Source organism: Streptomyces sp. NBC_01232 (assembly GCF_035989885.1).
In the GTDB taxonomy this organism is placed as follows: Bacteria; Actinomycetota; Actinomycetes; order Streptomycetales; family Streptomycetaceae; genus Streptomyces.
Genome location: NZ_CP108518.1, coordinates 118,560 through 136,838 on the forward strand (window position 1 = coordinate 118,560; position 18,279 = coordinate 136,838).

Annotated in this window: 19 protein-coding genes; 9 read left to right on the forward strand and 10 right to left on the reverse strand. The window is 71.0% G+C overall.

Features of this window, described 5'->3' with window-relative positions; genetic code table 11:
* Positions 1-267: 267 nt before the first annotated feature.
* On the forward strand, positions 268-1,170 hold the full coding sequence (locus OG444_RS00565; RefSeq protein WP_327260149.1) for an AfsR/SARP family transcriptional regulator: 903 nt from the start codon (positions 268-270) through the stop codon (positions 1,168-1,170).
* Between the two features lie 235 nt (positions 1,171-1,405).
* Here OG444_RS00565 and OG444_RS00570 read toward each other — a convergent pair whose 3' ends face one another.
* Genes OG444_RS00570 through OG444_RS00580 form a run of 3 tightly spaced genes read right to left on the reverse strand, consistent with a single transcriptional unit; the run spans position 1,406 to position 3,407 of the window.
* Positions 1,406-2,158 (reverse strand): SDR family NAD(P)-dependent oxidoreductase, encoded by a 753-nt coding sequence (locus OG444_RS00570; protein WP_327260151.1) that lies wholly within the window; start codon positions 2,156-2,158, stop codon positions 1,406-1,408.
* Entirely contained in the window at positions 2,155-3,141 is a 987-nt protein-coding gene (locus OG444_RS00575) for a 3-oxoacyl-ACP synthase III family protein (protein ID WP_327260152.1), read from the reverse strand. The genes OG444_RS00570 and OG444_RS00575 overlap by 4 nt, the downstream gene beginning before the upstream one ends.
* Before the next feature lie 11 nt (positions 3,142-3,152).
* Positions 3,153-3,407, reverse strand: coding sequence for a hypothetical protein (locus tag OG444_RS00580; protein WP_030390264.1), 255 nt, complete (start codon positions 3,405-3,407; stop codon positions 3,153-3,155).
* Positions 3,408-3,613: 206 nt separating this feature from the next.
* Between OG444_RS00580 and OG444_RS00585 the strand changes: the two genes are divergently transcribed.
* The 7 genes from OG444_RS00585 to OG444_RS00615 all read left to right on the forward strand — a co-directional run bounded on the left by OG444_RS00585 (position 3,614) and on the right by OG444_RS00615 (position 10,892).
* A complete protein-coding gene (locus tag OG444_RS00585) occupies positions 3,614-4,510 on the forward strand; it encodes a class I SAM-dependent methyltransferase (protein WP_327260153.1) in 897 nt (298 codons plus the stop codon).
* Positions 4,511-4,520: 10 nt separating this feature from the next.
* Positions 4,521-6,083: a flavin-containing monooxygenase gene (locus OG444_RS00590; protein WP_327260154.1), complete on the forward strand. Its 1,563-nt coding sequence runs from the start codon at positions 4,521-4,523 to the stop codon at positions 6,081-6,083.
* Between the two features lie 13 nt (positions 6,084-6,096).
* On the forward strand, positions 6,097-7,623 hold the full coding sequence (locus OG444_RS00595) for an FAD-binding protein (RefSeq protein ID WP_327260155.1): 1,527 nt from the start codon (positions 6,097-6,099) through the stop codon (positions 7,621-7,623).
* A gap of 103 nt (positions 7,624-7,726) precedes the next feature.
* Entirely contained in the window at positions 7,727-8,200 is a 474-nt protein-coding gene (locus OG444_RS00600; protein WP_327260156.1) for an SRPBCC family protein, read from the forward strand.
* Positions 8,197-9,036, forward strand: coding sequence for an alpha/beta fold hydrolase (locus OG444_RS00605; RefSeq protein WP_327260157.1), 840 nt, complete (start codon positions 8,197-8,199; stop codon positions 9,034-9,036). The genes OG444_RS00600 and OG444_RS00605 overlap by 4 nt, the downstream gene beginning before the upstream one ends.
* A complete protein-coding gene (locus OG444_RS00610; protein WP_327260158.1) occupies positions 9,033-9,752 on the forward strand; it encodes a 4'-phosphopantetheinyl transferase family protein in 720 nt (239 codons plus the stop codon). Before OG444_RS00605 ends, OG444_RS00610 begins: the two co-directional genes overlap by 4 nt.
* A 57-nt stretch (positions 9,753-9,809) precedes the next feature.
* Entirely contained in the window at positions 9,810-10,892 is a 1,083-nt protein-coding gene (locus tag OG444_RS00615) for a protein kinase family protein (RefSeq protein WP_327260159.1), read from the forward strand.
* Positions 10,893-10,960: 68 nt separating this feature from the next.
* On the opposite strand, the gene OG444_RS00620 is transcribed toward OG444_RS00615, so the two are convergent.
* From OG444_RS00620 to OG444_RS00635, 4 genes are all read right to left on the reverse strand, one after another.
* Positions 10,961-11,965 carry an AraC family transcriptional regulator gene (locus OG444_RS00620; protein WP_327260160.1) on the reverse strand — a complete coding sequence of 335 codons (1,005 nt, stop codon included), beginning with the start codon at positions 11,963-11,965 and terminating at the stop codon, positions 10,961-10,963.
* A 119-nt stretch (positions 11,966-12,084) separates the two neighbouring features.
* On the reverse strand, positions 12,085-12,588 hold the full coding sequence (locus OG444_RS00625) for an anthrone oxygenase family protein (RefSeq protein ID WP_327260161.1): 504 nt from the start codon (positions 12,586-12,588) through the stop codon (positions 12,085-12,087).
* A complete protein-coding gene (locus tag OG444_RS00630) occupies positions 12,585-13,220 on the reverse strand; it encodes a hemerythrin domain-containing protein (protein WP_327260162.1) in 636 nt (211 codons plus the stop codon). Before OG444_RS00630 ends, OG444_RS00625 begins: the two co-directional genes overlap by 4 nt.
* Before the next feature lie 106 nt (positions 13,221-13,326).
* Positions 13,327-14,154 (reverse strand): NAD(P)H-binding protein, encoded by an 828-nt coding sequence (locus tag OG444_RS00635; protein WP_327260163.1) that lies wholly within the window; start codon positions 14,152-14,154, stop codon positions 13,327-13,329.
* Positions 14,155-14,465: 311 nt separating this feature from the next.
* Between OG444_RS00635 and OG444_RS00640 the strand changes: the two genes are divergently transcribed.
* Positions 14,466-15,458 (forward strand): AMP-binding protein, encoded by a 993-nt coding sequence (locus OG444_RS00640; RefSeq protein ID WP_327260164.1) that lies wholly within the window; start codon positions 14,466-14,468, stop codon positions 15,456-15,458.
* Between the two features lie 97 nt (positions 15,459-15,555).
* On the opposite strand, the gene OG444_RS00645 is transcribed toward OG444_RS00640, so the two are convergent.
* From OG444_RS00645 to OG444_RS00655, 3 genes are all read right to left on the reverse strand, one after another.
* Complete coding sequence (locus tag OG444_RS00645) at positions 15,556-16,362, reverse strand: SDR family NAD(P)-dependent oxidoreductase (RefSeq protein ID WP_327260165.1); 807 nt, start codon at positions 16,360-16,362, stop codon at positions 15,556-15,558.
* 105 nt (positions 16,363-16,467) lie between these two features.
* On the reverse strand, positions 16,468-16,707 hold the full coding sequence (locus OG444_RS00650) for an acyl-CoA carboxylase epsilon subunit (RefSeq protein WP_327260166.1): 240 nt from the start codon (positions 16,705-16,707) through the stop codon (positions 16,468-16,470).
* Positions 16,704-18,278: an acyl-CoA carboxylase subunit beta gene (locus tag OG444_RS00655; RefSeq protein ID WP_327260167.1), complete on the reverse strand. Its 1,575-nt coding sequence runs from the start codon at positions 18,276-18,278 to the stop codon at positions 16,704-16,706. The genes OG444_RS00650 and OG444_RS00655 overlap by 4 nt, the downstream gene beginning before the upstream one ends.
* Between the last annotated feature and the right edge of the window lies 1 nt (position 18,279).

Below are 18,279 nucleotides of genomic sequence, written 5' to 3' on the forward strand. Positions count from 1 at the left end.
TCTCCGGCCGGGCTCTAGTGGAATTCCATTAAGGCTCGGGGGGCGCAATAGCAGCGCAAGAGCGGGACTGCAGCCGGACCACAGCCGCGCCACAGCCGGACTGCAGTGGCGCTCAAAAAGCGAAAGGGAAAGCCCGGACCTCGGGTTTTATTCGGTCGGAAATGTTTGCCGACCGCTGTTGACATGCGGAGAAGGCCCGCCGGTATCCTCTGAATCGCACGAACTTGGGGGACACGGCCGGAAGCCGACCGTTTCGGAGAGTGCATAGTGCTGATCAGACTCATAGGTCTTGTCACGATCGAGCCGGACGGAGCACCGCCTCAACACCTCTCGAGCGCGCAGGCGCAGGTCGCGTTCGCCCGGCTGCTCCTGGAGCGGGCCGGCGGCACGGACCGTGACCAGCTGGCCGAGACGATATGGCCCGAGGGCCTGCCGGACACCTGGGCCTCGGCCCTGCGCAGCCTGGTGAGCCGGGTGCGTACGTTCGTCACGACGCCGCAGGACGGGCCGGGGGCCACTCCCCTGGTCTCGCAGGGCGGCCGCTACCTTCTGCGGGTGCCGCGGGACGCGGTCGTGGACGTGGAGGTCGCGGAGACCGCGCTGGCCGAGGCCGCCGAGGCGTACGCCGAGGGGGCCTACGCGGTGGCGGCGCAGCTCGCGGCGGGCGCGGTGTCGAACCTGCGCGGCTCGTTCCTGCCCTCGCACGAGGGCGAGTGGGTCAACGCGATGCGCGAGCAGCTGGAGGAGCTGCGGCTGAAGGCGCTGGAGACGGCGAGCCTGTCCTCCTCGGCGCTGGGCGACGAGCATCATGCGCTGCGGTATGCGGAGGAGGCCGTGCGGCGTGCCCCGTTCCGGGAGAGCGCCTACCGGTGCCGGATGGCGGCCCATACCCGGGCGGGCAACCGGGCGGAGGCGCTGCGCAGTTACCAGCAGTTGCGGGAGGTGCTGGCGGAGGAGCTGGGCATCGATCCGGCGCCGGAGACGGAGGCCGCGTACCTGGAGCTGCTGCGCACGCCCGAACCGCGGCCGGCCGTGCGTTCGCTGACCTGCCTGGACCCGGTGCTGATGGGGGTGTTCGAGGTGGATCACCGCATGCCGGTGCCCCGGCCGTGCTCGCTGGCCGAGCACGGGTGCGTCACGCACCGCATGTCGTCCTCCCCCGCCGCCTGATCCGCTCATGCGAAAGGGCCGCCGCTGCGCTGGTGCGCGGCGGCGGCCCTCGTGTGCCCGCGGGCGGGTGCGTACGTCCTCGTGCTTGTGGGTCCTTGTGTGCGTAGGTCCTCCGGTGCGTACGTCCTCGTGCGCGTAGGTCCTCCGGTGGGTCCGGGCCCGGTCGGCGGGGACGACGGGAGCCCCGGCCTCCCTGTGGGGGTGGGGAGGCCGGGGCCGGGGAGCGGCGGGGGGATCAGGTGATGGAGACGCCGCTGTCGATGCTGATGACCTGGCCCGTCATGCAGTCCTGGTCGAGGAAGAGGCCGGCGCTGCGGGCGACTTCTTCGACCGTGACGAACCGCGGGATCGGGGCCTTGTCCTCCATGCCTTCGATGACCCGGTCCGGCAGGGTGTTGGTCATGCCGGTGATCATGAAGCCGGGGGACAGTGCGTTCACCGTCACCCCGCGCCGGCCGCATTCGGCGGCGAGGGTGCGGGTGAAGCCGATCAGTCCCGCCTTGGAGGCCGAGTAGGCGGTCTGGCCGGCCGTGGCGATGATGCCTGACGGGGACACGATGTTGATGACCCGGCCCCACCGCTTGCGCAGCATGTACGGGACCGAGACGCGGGCGGTGTGGAAGGAGCCGATCAGGTTGGTCTGGATGACCTGGGCCCAGTCGGCCGGGTTCTGCATCGCCATCAGGCTGTCCTTGCGGATGGCCCCGTTGTTGACGAGTACGTCCACCGGGCCGAGTTCGGCCGATATCCGCTCGTAGAGGGCCTGGGTGGCCTCCCACGAACCGACGTCGCCGGTGACCAGGACCGAGGGGTTGGTCAGTTTCTCCCGGACGGCCTCCGCGCCCTGGCGGGAGCTGTTGTAGTGGACCGCGACCCGGCAGCCCAGCGCGTCCAGTTCCAGCGCCAGGGCCTGGCCGAGGCCGCCCGAGGCGCCGGTCACGAGCGCGACCGGGGACTCGGGCCTGACGCCCGCACCGTTCTTGCTCATGCCGCGACACCGCCCCACTCCATCAGGATCGAACCCCAGGTCATGCCTGCTCCGAAGCCGGCCAGCAGGACCTTGTCACCGGATTTGATCCGGCCCTCCTCGAGGGCCTCGGTCAGTGCGATCGGGATCGACGCCGAGGCGGTGTTCCCGTACTTCTGGAGGTTGGTGATCAAAGCCTCCTGCCGCAGGCCGGTGTGGGACAGGATCGAGTTGATGATCCGGATGTTGGCCTGGTGCGGTACGACGTGGTCGATGTCCGCGGCGTCCACCTTGGCGCTCTCCAGCGTCTCGCGGACCGTGCGGACGGTGTAGCGGACGGCGTTGAGGTAGATCTCGTTGCCGTTGATCTGCGCGTAGTGCAGGCCCGCGTCCAGGGTCTCCTGGGTGGTGGGCATCCGGCTGCCGCCGGCGAGGACCTTGAGGGAGCCGGTGCAGGCCCCGTCGGCGCCCAGGTTCCAGGCCTTGACCCGGTTCTCGGGGCCCGGCTGGAGGACGACGGCGCCCGCGCCGTCGCCGACGAGGATGGACAGGTCCCGGTCGGCCGGGTTGGCCGTCAGGGTGTGGGTGTCGGAGCCGATCAGCAGGATCGGCCGGGGGTCGATGGCGATCAGCGCCATGGCGGACACGAGCCCGTAGACGAAGCCCGCGCACTCGGAGTTGACGTCGTGCGCGCTGCCCGCGATCCCCAGTTCGTGGTGGACGAACGCGGAGGTCGCCGGGGACGGCTGCTCGGGCGTGGCCGTCGCGACGATGAGGTGGGCGATGTCCGCGCCGGTCAGGCCCGCCTTCTCGAGCGCGCGCCGGCCGGCCTCGACGGCCAGGGAGGCGGTGGTCTGCCCCGGGTCGACCGCCCGCCGCTCGCGGATGCCGCAGCGGCTGACGACCCAGTGCTCGTCGACGCCGAAGCGTGTCGCGAGTTCGGCGCTGGTGACGATGCGTTCGGGTACGGACATGCCCCACCCGGTGATGTCGAAGCCGGTCACGTCACCCCTCGCTACGCCTGAGCCGGGACGAGATCGACGATCTTCGCGTACACGTCACGCAGGGTGGTCGTGTCGTCGAGGTCGGCGAAGAGCGACTCGTCGGCCGGAATGTGCGGGTACTGGTTCTGGAAGCCGTACAGCCACTCCATCAGGTCCAGCGAGTCGACGTCCGCGATGTGCTGGAGCGGGGCGTCGGGGCTGACCTCCGCGGCACCCGAGACGGCCTCGAGCTGGCTCGCCAGTTCTTCGATGGTGGGCAGCGACATGGGGTCGGTCCTCTCTCGGCAATGCAACTCGGCAGTGCGTGTCTGGTTTTCGAGAGTGATGAAAGCCGCGCCCCCGCAAGGAACGCGCAACACGGCGCCGGATTGTGTCCGGAGGCCGTCTTGCGCACGCCTTGCGGGGCATCCGGTTTTCTCGACGCGAATTCGGAAATTCACGGCCCGCCGGACACGCAGGAAAGAGGATCAGGATGACAACGGTCGCCCCCAAGTCGGTGGACCCCGAGGTCGATGCGATCAGGCACCACTACGAGGTCAGCAACGATTTCTACCGGCTGCTGCTGGGCCCCACGATGATGTACTCCGGCGGCTACTGGGAAGACGGCGAGGACCTGGTCGCCACCCTCGACGAGGCGCAGGAGCGCAAGCTCGACAAGTTCGCCGAGCTCGCCAATGTCTCCGCCGGCCGTACCGGGCGCGTCCTGGACATCGGCTGCGGCTGGGGCACCATGCTCAACCGCCTCACCACCGTGCACGGTGCGGAGCAGGCGGTCGGCCTGACCCTGTCGCGCACGCAGGAGGCGTTCATCGCCGGCCTGGACAACCCGCGGATCACCACGCTGGTCCAGAGCTGGGCCGACTACAAGGTCGCGGACGACAGCGAGAAGTACGACGCGGCGTTCTGCATCAACGCGCTGGAGCACTTCGTCTCCTCCAACCTGCCGCCGAAGGAGCGCACGAAGCGCTACCGGTACTTCTTCCAGCAGGTCGCGAACGCCCTGAACCCGGGTGCGAAGTTCGTGCTGCACACCATGACCGCCGAGGCGCTGCCGATGAACCGGGCGCTCCTGGACGACCTGAAGTTCCTGCAGCGCTCGGAGTTCGAGGGCTGCCACATCCCGCACCTGAGCGAGCTGAGCGCCGCGGCGGAGGGTCTCTTCGAGATCGACGAGATCGTCAACGAGCGCGAGTCGTTCGCGATGGCCTGCCGTGCCTGGCTGGTCCTGCTGGCCGAGCGCCGGGACGAGGCCGTGGCCATGGAGGGCGAGGAGGTCGTCTCGCGGTTCGAGCGCTACCTCGACATCTTCGCGTACACCCTCGAGGACAAGTTCTTCAACAACTTCCGCGTCACCATCACGCGCCGTTAAGGAGGTTGACGTGACGAGCATTCTCGAACCGGCCAAGGACGGCGGGGCACGTACGGGCACCGAGAAGCGTCCCGGCGGCCACGGCCCGACCCGGCACCTGCGGGTCGCGGTCATCGGCACCGGGTTCTCGGGTCTGGGCACCGCCGTCCGGCTGCTGCAGTCGGGCATCGACGACTTCCTGGTGTTCGAGCGGGCCGACGAGGTCGGCGGCACCTGGCGCGACAACAGCTATCCGGGGTGTGCGTGCGACGTCATGTCCCACCTCTACTCGTTCTCCTTCGCCCGGAACCCGAACTGGAAGTCGACGTTCGCCTCGCGGGACGAGCTGTTCGCGTATCTGCGCGATACGGCCGACCGTTTCGGCGTGCGCCCGCACATCCGGTTCGGGCACGAGCTTCAGGCCGCCCGCTGGGACGAGGGCGAGCGGCACTGGAGGATCGAGACCTCGCAGGGCCAGTACACCGCGCAGTTCCTGGTGACCGGCACGGGCTACCTCAGTGAGGCGGCCGTGCCGGACATCAAGGGCCTTGCCGAGTTCGAGGGCAAGGTCTTCCACTCCTCGAACTGGGACCACGACCACGAGCTGGCGGGCCGGCGCGTCGCCGTCATCGGCACGGGCGCCTCGGCGATCCAGTTCGTCCCGAAGATCCAGCCCGAGGTCGGGCAGCTGGACCTGTACCAGCGCACCCCGGCGTGGATCGGCCCCAAGCCCGACAAGGCCAACAGCCCGCTGCACACCGCGATGCTGCGTTCGCTGCCCGGCTACCAGCAGTTCCGGCGGGGCTTCAACATGTGGGGCCGGGAGATCCTCGCGTTCTTCTGGAAGCGCCCCAAGCTCGCCGAGAAGGTCCAGAAGATGGCGAGTGACCACCTGGAGAAGTCGGTGGCGGACGAGGCGCTGCGCAAGCGGCTGACCCCCGACTATCTGGTGGCCTGCAAGCGGCTGCTGTTCTCCAACACGTGGTACCCGGCGATCCAGCAGCCGAACGTGGAGGTCGTCACCGACGGCATCGCCGAGGTCCGTGCGAAGTCGATCGTGGGCACGGACGGCGTCGAGCGCGAGGTCGACACCATCATCCTGGGCACCGGTTTCCAGGCCACCGACCGGCCGGTCGCGCGCCGGATCTGGGGCCGGGACGGTGTGCAGCTGCGTGAGGCGTGGAAGGACGGGATGGCCGCGCACCGCGGTACCACCATCGCGGGCTTCCCGAACCTGTTCATGCTGCTGGGCCCGAACACGGCCCTGGGCCACTCCTCGCAGACCGTGATGATCGAGGCGCAGGTCCAGTACGTCGTGGACTCCCTGCGGCAGGCTGCCGAGCGCGGTCTGTCGAGCATCGAGGTCCGCCGGGAGGCGCAGGACGCCTACAACCGGAAGCTCGACAAGCACCTGGAGGGCACGGTCTGGATGTCGGGCGGCTGCAAGAGCTGGTACCTCGACTCCGCCGGCCGCAACACCTCGATCTTCCCGACGTACACCTGGCGCTTCCGCCGGGGCACCAAGCGCCTCGACCTGAGCGAGTACCAGCTCGCTTCCCAGGTACGCAGCACCAAGCCGGTACCTCACCAGTAGGAGACGTACGAAGATGAGCAGCACCCACAGAACTGCCGAGGGCACCGCCGCCCAGCCGTCCCGCCGCCGGATCCTGGGCGGGATCGCGACCACTGCCGTCGCGGTCGTCGGCTGGAATGCCGTGAGCCAGACCTGGGCGACGGCCGCCGAGGCGGCCGGGAACTCCGACGTCGTCCCGGTGCCGGGCCTGGTCGGCACCCTGGAGACGACGCCCGGTGTGGTCGACGCCTTCGCCAACGACTTCGGTCATCTCTTCGACGGCGCCCCGAGCAAGCCGTGGGCCGTGCTGCGGCCGGGCGGCGTGGACGACATCGTCAAGATCGTCAACTACGCCCGTGCCAACGGCATCAAGGTCGCCGTCAACGGTCAGGGCGGCACCGGCGACGACATCGAGTCGCACTCGGTGTACGGGCAGGCGCGTGTTCCGGGCGGTATCTCCATCGACGCCAAGGGCATGTCGAGGATCCTGTCGATCGGCAGCGACCACGCGGTGGTCGAAGCCGGTGTGACGTGGGGTCAGCTGACGGACGCGACGCTCGCGGTGGGCAAGACCCCGCCGGCGCTGCCGGACTACCTGTACATCTCGGTCGGCGGGACGATCAGCATCGGCGGTATCGGCGGCACGGTGCAGCGGTACGGCCTGCTGTGCGACACCGTGCAGTCCATCGACATCGTCACGGGTGACGGCAAGCTGGTCACCGCGACGGCGACGCAGCGCACGGAGCTGTTCAACGCGGCGCTGTCGGGCGGCGGCCAGGTCGGCATCATCGTGCGGGTCAAGGTCAAGCTGATCCCGGCGCCGAAGCGGGCCGTCATCTTCAGCCTGTACTACAACACGGTGGAGCAGTACCTGACCGACTCCGAGCGGGTGCTGGCCGACGGCCGGTTCGAGGTCCACGCGGGCGAGATGCAGCGGACCCCGGACAACTCGGGCTGGCGTTACAAGCTGGAGGTCGGGGCGACGTACAACACGACGCCGCCGAACCGGGCCCGGCTGCTGTGCGACCTGCAGGACGTGCGGGCGGAGGCGGTCATCGAGGACGTGACGTTCCGGGACTACATGTTCCGGCTCGACGCGTACGAGGCGTACCTGAAGGAGGGCGGCCACTGGTACACGCCCAAGCCGTGGCTGAGCATGTTCCTGCCGGCGTCGAAGACGAAGCAGTTCATGAAGCTCGTGGAGCAGGAGCTGGATGCGAACTCGCTGGGCGGCGGGTTCCTGCTCTTCTACCCGTTCTTCTCCTCGAAGATCAAGCGTCCGCTGGCGATGATGCCGAACGAGTCGGTGGTCTACCTCTTCGACCTGCTGCGGTTCCCCAACCCGGGTGAGCCCAACATCCAGGGAATGATCGACCAGAACCGCCGTCTGTACGACATCGCGGTGGGCCTGGGCGCGAAGCGCTATCTGGTGGGGTCGATCCCGATGTCGGGTGCCGACTGGAAGAAGCACTTCGGCAACCGGTGGACCGGTTTCGTGAACGCGAAGAACAAGTTCGACCCGAACAACATCTTCACTCCCGGGCAGGGCTTCTTCGCCTGACAGCGGGGGCCTGACCGGTCGTGGAGTCCCGGCGGCGGGGGCGGGGAGAGGGACCCCGCCCCCGCCGCCTCTTTTCTTTCCCGTATCCACTGGAGGGTTCGGTATGACGACGTACGACCTGATCGACGAGGCGGTGATCGACGCCCCGGCGGATGCCGTGTGGGAGGCGCTCGTCGCGGAGTTCCGCGGGGCCCGCAAGTGGTGGGTGCCGGCCAATACGTTCACGGCGGTGTCCGGTGCCCCCGACGAGGTCGGCGGCATGGTGGGCGTGACGGTGCACACCAAGGGCGCCGACAAGGGCGGGCTGAAGCTGCGCTTCACCTCGCGGACGGTGGCGGTGGAGCCGGGACGGCGCCTGGACATCGAGTACGTGGACGGGGTGTTCCGGGGTCCCAGCACGTTCCGTGTGGAGCCGCTGGCGGACGGCCGTACCCGTATCTCCATGCATTTCACCGGCAGCCCGCACGGCTGGCTGAAGGTGCTGGCCAAGGTCGCGGACCTGGGTGCGGAGCACTCCAGGGGCACGCTGGCAGCGTTCGAGTCCCTGGACCGGCAGCTGTCGGCGGTGCCGCGGTGAGCACGGCGGCGGCGGGGCTCACCCGTGAGCTGACGGTCCGCACCGACGACGGGGCCGCGCTGGAGGTGACGGTGCTGGCGCCGCTGGCGGGCACGCCGGCGGCCGCGGACGTGGTCCTGGTGCACGGCTGGGCGCACACCCGGCGGGTGTGGGGCACGGTCGCGGACCGGCTGATCCGGGCCGGGCACCGGGTGGTGCTGTACGACCAGCGCGGTCACGGCGCCTCGACGCTGGGCCGTACCCCGGTCTCGGTGGAGCGGCTGAGTGCGGACCTGGCGGCGGTCCTCGGTGAGACGGACGCGCGGGAGGCGGTGGTCGTCGGTCATTCGGGCGGCGGGTTCGCCGCCCTCGGCTACGCGGCGACCTCGCCGTCGGCGGGCCGGCTGCGCGGGCTGGTGCTGCTGGGCACGGCGGCGCACGGCCAGGACACCCCGGACAGCGAGGTGAAGATGATGGGCAGTGCCGTGTTCTCCAGGGCGCTCGGCCGTCCGTGGCTGGGCCGCAGGCTGCTGGGTTCCACCATGGGCAAGGAGGTGGACCCGGTGGTGCGGGACGTGAACCGGCAGCTGTTCGCGGCGGCCGCGCCCCGGGTGCGGGCGGAGTTCTTCCGGTGCACGCGGGGCTGGGACGTCCGCGAGGCGCTGCGGTCGGTCACGGTGCCGGCGGTGGTCCTGCACGGCGAGGGCGACAAGGTGATCGACATCGCGCTGGCCGAGGTCCTCGCGGAGGTGATCCCCGGTGCCCGCTTCGAACGGGTCCCGGACGCGGGCCACATGCTGCCGCTGGAGCGGCCGTTGCTGGCGGTGGCCGCGGCGATGGAGCTCGCCTCGCGATGATCGAGGAACTCCTGCCTCCGGGCGTCACGTCATCGGAAGCCTTCGACGACGCGGCGCCCGCTGTGCTGTTCCCTGCCGAGGCGGCTTTGATGGCGGGGCGCCGGGAGCGGCGGCGCCGGCAGTTCGCGACGGCGCGGGCCTGTGCGCGGCGCTGCCTGAGCGAGCTGGGGCGGCGGCCGGTGGCCCTGCTCCCGGGCCCGGGCGGGGCCCCGCAGTGGCCGTCCGGTGTGGTCGGCAGCATCACCCACTGCGAGGGGTACCGTGCGGCGGTGGCCGCCCCGGCCTCGTCGGTGGCGGCCCTGGGTATCGACGCGGAGCCGGCGGGGCCGCTGCCGCCGGGGGTCCTCGGGCTGATCGCCTGCGGTGCGGAGCGCGCCCATCTGGCGGGCCTTGCCGCAGCGGATGCCTCGCTGCCGTGGGAGCGGATCTTCTTCTCGGCGAAGGAGGCCGTGTACAAGGCCTGGTATCCGGCGACGGGGATCTGGCTGGGTTTCCGTGACGCCTCGGTGGCCCTCTCCCCCGCGGGCACGTTCACGGCCACCCTGCGCCCGCCGGTGCCGTCGCCGGTGGACCCGGTGTACGAGGGCCGCTGGCTGGCCGGGCGGGGCCTGGTCCTGACGGCGGTGACCCGTGTGGAACACGCGGGCGCCGTGCGGCCGGCCCCGGCCGGTCCTTGCGGTCCTGCTCTCGGGCCCGCGCCGGCCGGTACGGCGTAGGGTCGGCGGCGTACGCGGGATTGCCGAAGCCCTGGTCCGGGCACCGAGGAGACGTCGATGCGGGACCATGACCGGCGCCGCGCCGCGCGCCTGGCGGGTTACGGGGCCGTCAGCACCGGGCTCTCCCTGCTGAGCGACCACCGGCTCGGTGAGGCCGTGGCAGGTGCCACTGCGCTCGGGTCGGGCATCGGCGGCAGGTCGGCCGAGCTGGACGTCGACGGAACGCGTGTCTTCGTCAAGCGGATCCCTTTGACGGACATCGAACTGCGGCCGGAGAACGTGCGGTCGACGGCGAACGTCTTCCGGCTGCCGTTGTTCTACCAGTACGGGGTGGGCTCGGCGGGGTTCGGTGCCTGGCGGGAGCTCGCCGTGCACACGATGACCACGAACTGGGTACTCGGCGACGCGTACGCGGGATTTCCTCTGATGTACCACTGGCGGGTTCTGCCCGACTCCCCTCCCGAAGGATTCACCGACGCCTTCGGGGGCCTGGAGGGGGCTGTCGCGCACTGGGAGGGGTCGCCGGCCGTTCGTGGCCGGCTGGAGGCCATCGGCCGGTCCTCGTGCAGCCTGGTGGTCTTCCTGGAGCACGTGCCGTACACGCTCGCCGGATGGCTGGCCGAGCGGGAGAGCGCCGTGCGGGAGGGCGGGGAGGGCTCGCCCCTGCGCTGGGTGGAGGAAGCCCTGACGGGCGGGGCCGCCTTCATGAGTTCTCGCGGACTTGTCCACTTCGATGCTCACTTCGCCAACATCCTGACCGATGGCCGCCGGCTCTACTTCGCCGACTTCGGGCTTGCCCTGAGCGACTGTTTCGACCTTTCCGCGGAGGAGTCCGGGTTCCTCTCGGACCACCTGGCGTTCGACCGCTGCTACACCGCGAGCCACCTGCTGCGACACCACGTGCTCGACGGCGTGCGCGGTGAGACGGGTCGCGAGGTGTTCCTGCGCGACTGGACAGCGGGCCGGCGGCCCGGCGGCATCCCGCCCGAGGTCACGGATGTCATCGACCGGCACGCACGCTCCACCCTTGTCGTGGACTCCTTCTTCCGCCGTCTGCTCACCGAGAGCAGGCGGACGCCGTTCCCGGCCGCGGAGATCGAGCGGCAGGCGGGCGGCGTGCGGGACGCGGCAGGCGGCTGAGGTGGTCTCTCCCCCACAGTGTGACCGCTCGGGCCCTCCCCCGCGGCGGACTTGGCCGCCGCGCGGGGTCAGCCCCGGTCGGTGGGCAGGACGACGGTGCGGGCGGGTTGGGCGGTGCGGGGTGCGGTGGACGGGGTCGCGCCGTTGCGGAATTCCTGGGGGCTGATGCCCCGTACCCGTTTGAAGGCTGCCGACAGGGCGAAGGCCGAGCTGTAGCCGACGCGGCGGGCGACGGTGGTGACGGTGGCGTCCGGTTCGCGCAGCAGGTCGGCGGCGAGTGCCAGGCGCCAGCCGGTCAGGTAGGCGACCGGGGGTTCGCCGACGACGTCGGTGAAGCGGCGGGCCAGGGCGGCCCGGGAGACGCCGACCTTCAGGGCGAGTTCCCCGACGGTCCAGCCGTGGACCGGGTTTTCGTGGAGCAGGCGCAGGGCGGGGCCGACGACGGGGTCGCTCTGGGCGCGGTACCAGGCGGGGGCGCCGCTGCCGGGTGCTGCCAGCCAGGTGCGCAGGACTCCGATGAGCAGCAGGTCCAGGAGCCGGTCCAGGACGATCTCCTGGCCGGGTTCGTCCTTGGAGATCTCCGAGGTGAGCAGGGTGACCAGGGTGTTGTCGGCGGCTTCGGCGGGGCGGACCAGGAGGGTGGGCAGGGCGCTGAGCAGCCGGCGGCCGATTTCGCTGGGTGCCTGGTAGGTGCCGCTGAGCATGACCGAGGAGCCGGCGTCCTGGAAGGTGTCGCCCCAGGTGCGCACGCCCAGGGCCATGGTGTCGGTGACGTCCTCGCCCTCCTGGGTGCTGCAGCGCTGTTCGGGGCCGACGGTGATCTGGACGGGGGTGCCGGGGGCGTCGGCGACGGTGTAGGGGTCGGGGCCCCGTACGACGGCCACGTCTCCGGGGCGGATCAGGACGGGGTCGGCGTGGTCGGGGACGAGCCAGGCTGTGCCGTGCACCATGGTGACGACGGAGAGGGGGGCCCGGTCCTCGACGCGCAGTGACCAGGGCGGGTTGAAGACGGACTTGAGGAGGAAGGCCCCGCGGGCTTTGGGGCCTTCGAGGAGGCCGGTCAGCGTGTCCATGTCTTCATCCTCTCTCGGAGGGTGCAGCGAAGCGCCCGCTCTCCCGCGGGGGACGGAAAGAGAGCGGGCGCCGTTCGCGGGGTGGGGGGTGGCCCTTGGCCGGGCCGGGGAGGGCGGTTTTACGGGGTCGGTGCGGCCGAGGCGCGGCCGTGCAGGGTCAGTGCGCGGCCCAGGGCGGCCAGGGCGGCGGTGCAGGCGACGGTGCGGACGATGTTCCCGGAGGTCCAGCGGCCGCCGAAGCGGGAGCGGGCGGCGGCGGCGTCGGTGCCGGCCCGGGCGAGCTGGTTGTTGAGGGGGATGTTCACGATCGCGGTGACGGCGAGGGAGAGGCCGTACAGGGCGAAGGCGGCCCAGCCCCAGCGGGCGGCGTCGGGGCGGCCGCCGCGCTGCTGCTGGGTGGCGGCGACGCCGGTCGCCAGGAACGCGCCGAGGAAGAGGAGGCCGAAGAGGCCGTTGTCGATGGCGTCGTTGATGTTGCGCATGGCGGTGACGTAGGTCTGGTCGTCGCCGCGGCCGAGGCCGGGCATCACCGAGATGTCGAAGGCGAAGTAGAGGCCGGCCATCAGGCCGGTGCCCACCGTGGCGGCCACCAGGGTCACGGATTGTGTGGTCGTGCCGGTCACTTCAGGATTCCCTTCAGGGTGCGGGTGTAGCGGCGCTGCAGGAGCGTGGCACCGATCAGGCGGACCGGTGGCGGGATGGTGGCGGAGACGTGGGCGACCGACCGGCGGGGGGCTCCGTCGAACATCCACGGCTGGAGGCGGGTCATCACGCGCAGGGGGGCGCTGGCGACGACTTTGCGTTCCTCGGCGAGGTAGGCGCGTTCGCCGAGCCGTTCGAAGACGGGGAAGACGATGCGTTCCTCGTCGCGGAGGTGGTCGCGCAGGATGCCTTCGAAGGTCTGTGCCGCGCGGGGGAGGTTGTCGCCGCGGTGGGCGATGGCGGTGGACACGGCGGCCATGGCGGCGTCCAGTTCCTCGTGGTCGTCGTGGAGTTCACGGGCCTGGGCGTCGAAGTCGCTGTCGCGGCGGCGCAGTCCGGGCCACAGGACGTCGTCCTCGCTGGTGTGGTGCCATTCGATGGTTTCGCGCAGGTGCTGCCACCAGTCGGCTCCGGCGCCGTTCCATCGGGGGGCGGCGGTGCGCAGGCGGGCTGCGTCGCGTCGCATCGCGATGTGCATCAGGGCGAATCCGTGGAAGTACGGGGGGAGCGCTTCGAGTCCGTTTTCGCTGGAGTACGTCCGGGGCGTGGGCATGGGAACCTCCTGTGCCCCGAGTACCGGGCGGCGGCCGTACCAGAGTCGCCGCCCGGTCAAGGAGCGAAAGGGATGGTGCGGTTGGTGGAAGCGGGCCGGGCGCGGGTCAGACGTTCCAGACTCCGGTGGCCGCGGCCTCGCGGGCGAAGTCGGCGAAGTCCTTGGGCTTGCGGCCCAGGGCTTCTTCGACGCCGTGCACCAGGTGGGCGTTGCGGCCGTCGAGGATCATGGTGAAGAGGTCGGCGAACTCCTCGGGGAGGTTGTTCTCGCGCAGGACGGCGCGGTACTCCTCGTTGGTGACGGAGATGTACTTGATGTCGCGGCCGGTGGCCTTGGTCAGTTCGGCGGCGACGTCGCTGTAGCTGAGGAGGCGGGGGCCGGACAGTTCGTAGGTCTTGCCGATGTGCTTGTCGTCGGTCAGTGCGGCGACGACGACGTCGGCGATGTCGTCGGCGTCGACGAAGGCCTCGACGGCGTCGCCGGTGGGCAGGGCGATCTCGCCGGCCAGGACGGGCTCCAGGAAGAAGCTCTCGTTGAAGTTCTGGTTGAACCAGCTGGAGCGGACGATCGTCCAGTCGGCGCCGGAGGCCTTGAGGTTGTTCTCGCTGACCTCGGCCGCCTCCTCGCCGCGGCCGGAGAGGAGCACCAGGCGGCGTGCGCCGGCGGCGACGGCGGCCTTGGAGAATTCGGCGACCTGTTCGGCGGCGCCGGGGAAGGCGAGGTCGGGGTAGTAGGTCACGTATACCCGGTCGACGCCTTCCAGGGCGGGTGCCCAGGTGGCGGGCTCGTGCCAGTCGAAGGCGGGCTGCCCGGAGCGGGAGCCGATGCGGACCTGGCGGCCCTGGGCGGAAAGCTTCTCGGCGACACGTCGGCCGGTCTTGCCGTGACCGCCGATGACGAGGGTGATCTGCGTGTTCTGCGCGTTCTGAGTCATGAGTACAGTCAAGTCCAGTCTCGCGAGACGGGCCATAGCCACAAAGCTCAGTTCCATATGCGTGCGTCTACGAGTGGTGGCTCGGAGCGCGGCGGTGAGCTGGTGGCTTCGGCATGAGCTGGAGAATCGTAGGCATGCTCCCGGGGGGTGGGCCAGGGTGTCCCGAGTGGTCCTCGACCCTTCATGGACCCTTCTTCGAGGGGGTCTTGAGCGGCCCCCGAGAGGTGGTCCGCGGCGGGGGCTTGAGCGGTTCTCATGTGCGCCCCGGCAGCATCGTCGGTGGAGTTACGACCCCGCCGCTGGGAGGCCGCATGAATGCCATTCCGGATCATCCGGAGCTCGACCGGTTGTCCGCCGAACTGGCGGGTCTGTTCGGACGGATCGGGCTCGACCCGTCCGGCGGGCGGCCCTGGCGCCGGGACCGCATCGACGTCCGTTTCGCTTCCCTGGCCGCCCGTCATCCCGGCCGGGTCGCGGCCCGGGACGCGGAGGCGGAGGTGACCTATCTGGAACTGGAGTGGCTGGCCGACGACATCGCGCGGCGCCTGTCGGGGCGGGCGGGCCCGGGCTCGGCCGTGGCCGTCCGTGCGGAGCGTTCGTGCAGGACGGCGGGCGCGGTGGTCGGCGTGCTGCGGACGGGGGCGTCGGTGCTGCCGCTGGAGCCCGGGCACGGTGCGGGTCTGCAGGAGTTCCTGATGCGTGACGCGGGGGCCGAGGTGGTCGTCTCGGACGCGGGTCTGCTGCACGGGGAGATCCCGGTGGTCAAGGTGGGCCGGTTCGTCGTCGCGGTCCGGCCGCAGGTGGCGGGACGCCGTGAGGTGCCGGCGGGGACGGCGTTCTGGGCGCTGCCCGCGGGCGGTGACCCGGGGCGGGCGGTGGCGGTGCGTCCGGTGTCCCACAGGGAGGTGCTGTCGTGGGTGGACGGCTGTGTCCCGGTGCTGGGTGCGGGTCTGGACGACGTGTGGACGTTCTTCCACTCCCTGAGCCTGGACGTGGGCATGCGGGAGCTGTGGGGTCCGCTGCTGTCGGGGGGCCGTGCGGTGGTCGTGGACCGGGACACGGCGTGCGATGCGCGTGCTTTCGCCCGGCTGCTGGCGAAGGAGCGGGTGACGGTGGTGACGCAGCTGCCGTCGGCGTTCGCGCGGCTGGGCGCGGTGGTGCGCGGGGGCGGTCTGCCGTCGCTGCGGCACGTGCTGCTGTCGGACGAGCCGGTGGACGGTGCGGTGGTGGCGCGCTGGCGGTCCGCGGGGATCGCCCCGCAGGCGCTGACGTGGGACGTTTCGGGGTCGCCGTCGATGCTGTGAGCAGGCGGTACGGGCAGGCGTGAGGGCCCCGGACGGGTGATGTCCGGGGCCCTCGCGCTGTGCGTGTCCCCGCCCCGGGGGGGGCGGCGGGGCGGGGTCAGTAGTTGCCCAGTCCGCCGCACACGTTGAGGGCCTGGGCGGTGATGGAGGCGGCGAGGTCGGTGGTGAGGTAGCCGACGAGGCCGGCCACTTCCTGGGGGGTGGAGTAGCGGCCGAGGGGGATCTTGGATTCGAGCTGCTCCTGGACGTAGTCCTCGGTGGTGTCCCACACCTGTGCGTAGCCGCTGCGCACGCGGGCGGCCATGGGGGTCTCCACGTAGCCGGGGCAGACCGCGTTGACGGTGGTGCCGGTGGGGGCGAGTTCCTTGCCGAGGGCCTTGGTGAAGCCGACGACGGCGTGTTTGGAGGCCGAGTAGGGGGCGCCGAGGAGTACTCCCTGCTTGCCCGCGGTGGAGGCGATGTTGATGATGCGGCCCCAGGGTTCGGCGCCGAGTCCGCCGCGGTTGAGGACCTCGCGGGTGAGCAGGAAGACGCTGTTGAGGTTGGTGGCGATGACGTCGTGCCACAGTTCGTCGGTGATGCCGGCGGTGGCGCCGCCGCCGCTGCGGCCCGCGTTGTTGACCAGGATGCTGACGGGCGCGCCGTACGCGGCCACGGCCGCGGCAACGAGGTTCTCGACGGCGGTGCGGTCGGTCACGTCGGCGGCCGCGCCCTGGACGGTGAGTCCTTCGGCCTGGAGGTCGGTGACGGTCTCCTTGACCTTGGTCTCGGTGCGGGCGCAGAGGAACACCCGGTGTCCGCGGGCGCCCAGGTCGCGGGCGACGGCCAGTCCGATGCCGCCGGTGGCCCCGGTGACCAGGGCCACGGGCCGCTCGGGGGCCTTGTCCATCGCCTTCACCGTCATGCTCGTCCCTCCGTCGCCCGTCTCTGCTGGGTGCAGGATGGCGCAGGGAACTCGTGGCGCGGCGGAAGGGGGATGGAGGCCGGCTCAGGGGTGGCGGGCGGGCCGTCAGTGCCGCCAGCTGCCGGTGCGGTGGTGGCGGCCGGGGGGCGGGCGGTCCCAGCCGGCGGCGGTGGTGCGCGGCGGTGGCGGGGCGGGTGCGGCGCGGTGCAGGAGGAGGGCGGTCAGGACGGTGAGGACGGCGGCGGTCTCGTCCTGGTCGGGGTTCCCGCGGCGGATGCGCCAGGTGTGCGGCGCGTCCGGGGTGCCCGCCGCGGCGGGTGCGGCGGGGGTTTCCGGGGCGGTCATACGGGCGGGTTGCCGTGCTTGCGCGACGGCAGGTCGGCGTACTTGGGGCGGAGCATGGCGAGGGCGCCGGTGAGTACGGTGCGGGTCTCGCCGGGGTCGATGACGTCGTCGACGAGTCCGCGTTCGGCGGCGTAGTAGGGGTGCATGAGTTCGGTGGTGTATTCCTTGATCTTCTGTGCGCGCATCGCGTCGGGGTCGGCCGCGGCGGCGATCTCGCGGCGGAAGATGACGTTGGCCGCGCCTTCGGCGCCCATGACGGCGATCTCGTTGGTGGGCCAGGCCAGTGCGAGGTCGGCTCCGATGGAGCGGGAGTCCATGACGATGTACGCGCCGCCGTAGGCCTTGCGCAGGACGAGGGAGATCCGCGGGACGGTGGCGTTGCAGTAGGCGTAGAGGAGTTTGGCGCCGTGGCGGATGATGCCGCCGTGTTCCTGGTCCACGCCGGGCAGGAAGCCGGGGACGTCGACGAGGGTGACCAGGGGGATGTTGAAGGCGTCGCAGAACTGGACGAAGCGGGCTGCTTTTTCGCTGGCGTGGATGTCGAGGACGCCGGCGAGGCTGGCGGGCTGGTTGGCGACGAAGCCGGTGACGTGGCCGTCCATGCGGGCGAGGGCGCACACGACGTTGGTGGCCCAGGCGGGCTGGATCTCGAAGTGTTCGCCGTCGTCGACGACTTCCTCGATGACCTTGCGGATGTCGTAGGCCTGCTGGGGGTTGGCGGGGACGATGGCCGACAGGGCGTCGGTGCGGCGGCCGGCCGGGTCGCCGGTGTCCTCGCGGGGCGGGGTCTCGCGGTTGTTGGCGGGCAGCAGGGACAGGAGGTGGCGTACGTCCTCCAGGCAGGTGGGTTCGTCCTCGTAGGCGAAGGCGGCGACTCCGGAGACGGCGGCGTGGACGTCGGCGCCGCCGAGGCCGTTCTGGGTGATCTCCTCGCCGGTGACGGCGCGGACCACGTCGGGGCCGGTGATGAACATCTGTGAGGTGTTGCGGACCATGAACACGAAGTCGGTCAGGGCGGGTGAGTAGGCGGCGCCGCCGGCGCAGGGGCCGAGCATCACGCTGATCTGCGGGATGACGCCCGAGGCGCGGGTGTTGCGCTGGAAGATGCCGCCGTAGCCGGCCAGGGCCGAGACGCCTTCCTGGATGCGGGCGCCGGCGCCGTCGTTGAGGGAGACCAGGGGTGCGCCGGCGGCGAGGGCCAGGTCCATCACCTTGTGGATCTTTTCGGCGTGGGCCTCGCCGAGGGCGCCGCCGAAGATGCGGAAGTCGTGGGCGAAGACGAAGACGGTGCGGCCGTCCACGGTTCCCCAGCCGGTGACCACGCCGTCGGTGTAGGGCTTCTTGGTCTCCAGGCCGAAGCCGGTGGCGCGGTGCCGTCTGAGGGCCTCGATCTCGTGGAAGGAGCCCTCGTCGAGCAGCAGGCCGATCCGTTCGCGGGCGGTCAGTTTGCCTTTGGCGTGCTGGCGTTCGGTGGCCCGTTCGTCGGGGCCGGCTGCGGCGCCGGCCTTGATGGCGGCCAGTTCCGCGGCGCGGTCGGGGGCCTGCAGGGGTGGCGCTTGGCTGATGCTCATG

What these genes read in the sequence shown, in the direction of transcription:
- OG444_RS00570 (WP_327260151.1), bottom strand. Translation starts at nt 2,158, where the DNA reads ATGAGCAAGAACGGTGCGGGCGTCAGGCCCGAGTCCCCGGTCGCGCTC.
- OG444_RS00580 (WP_030390264.1), bottom strand. Translation starts at nt 3,407, where the DNA reads ATGTCGCTGCCCACCATCGAAGAACTGGCGAGCCAGCTCGAGGCCGTC.
- OG444_RS00585 (WP_327260153.1), top strand. Translation starts at nt 3,614, where the DNA reads ATGACAACGGTCGCCCCCAAGTCGGTGGACCCCGAGGTCGATGCGATC.
- OG444_RS00595 (WP_327260155.1), top strand. Translation starts at nt 6,097, where the DNA reads ATGAGCAGCACCCACAGAACTGCCGAGGGCACCGCCGCCCAGCCGTCC.
- OG444_RS00600 (WP_327260156.1), top strand. Translation starts at nt 7,727, where the DNA reads ATGACGACGTACGACCTGATCGACGAGGCGGTGATCGACGCCCCGGCG.
- OG444_RS00610 (WP_327260158.1), top strand. Translation starts at nt 9,033, where the DNA reads ATGATCGAGGAACTCCTGCCTCCGGGCGTCACGTCATCGGAAGCCTTC.
- OG444_RS00615 (WP_327260159.1), top strand. Translation starts at nt 9,810, where the DNA reads ATGCGGGACCATGACCGGCGCCGCGCCGCGCGCCTGGCGGGTTACGGG.
- OG444_RS00620 (WP_327260160.1), bottom strand. Translation starts at nt 11,965, where the DNA reads ATGGACACGCTGACCGGCCTCCTCGAAGGCCCCAAAGCCCGCGGGGCC.
- OG444_RS00630 (WP_327260162.1), bottom strand. Translation starts at nt 13,220, where the DNA reads ATGCCCACGCCCCGGACGTACTCCAGCGAAAACGGACTCGAAGCGCTC.
- OG444_RS00635 (WP_327260163.1), bottom strand. Translation starts at nt 14,154, where the DNA reads ATGACTCAGAACGCGCAGAACACGCAGATCACCCTCGTCATCGGCGGT.
- OG444_RS00640 (WP_327260164.1), top strand. Translation starts at nt 14,466, where the DNA reads ATGAATGCCATTCCGGATCATCCGGAGCTCGACCGGTTGTCCGCCGAA.
- OG444_RS00645 (WP_327260165.1), bottom strand. Translation starts at nt 16,362, where the DNA reads ATGACGGTGAAGGCGATGGACAAGGCCCCCGAGCGGCCCGTGGCCCTG.
- OG444_RS00650 (WP_327260166.1), bottom strand. Translation starts at nt 16,707, where the DNA reads ATGACCGCCCCGGAAACCCCCGCCGCACCCGCCGCGGCGGGCACCCCG.
- OG444_RS00655 (WP_327260167.1), bottom strand. Translation starts at nt 18,278, where the DNA reads ATGAGCATCAGCCAAGCGCCACCCCTGCAGGCCCCCGACCGCGCCGCG.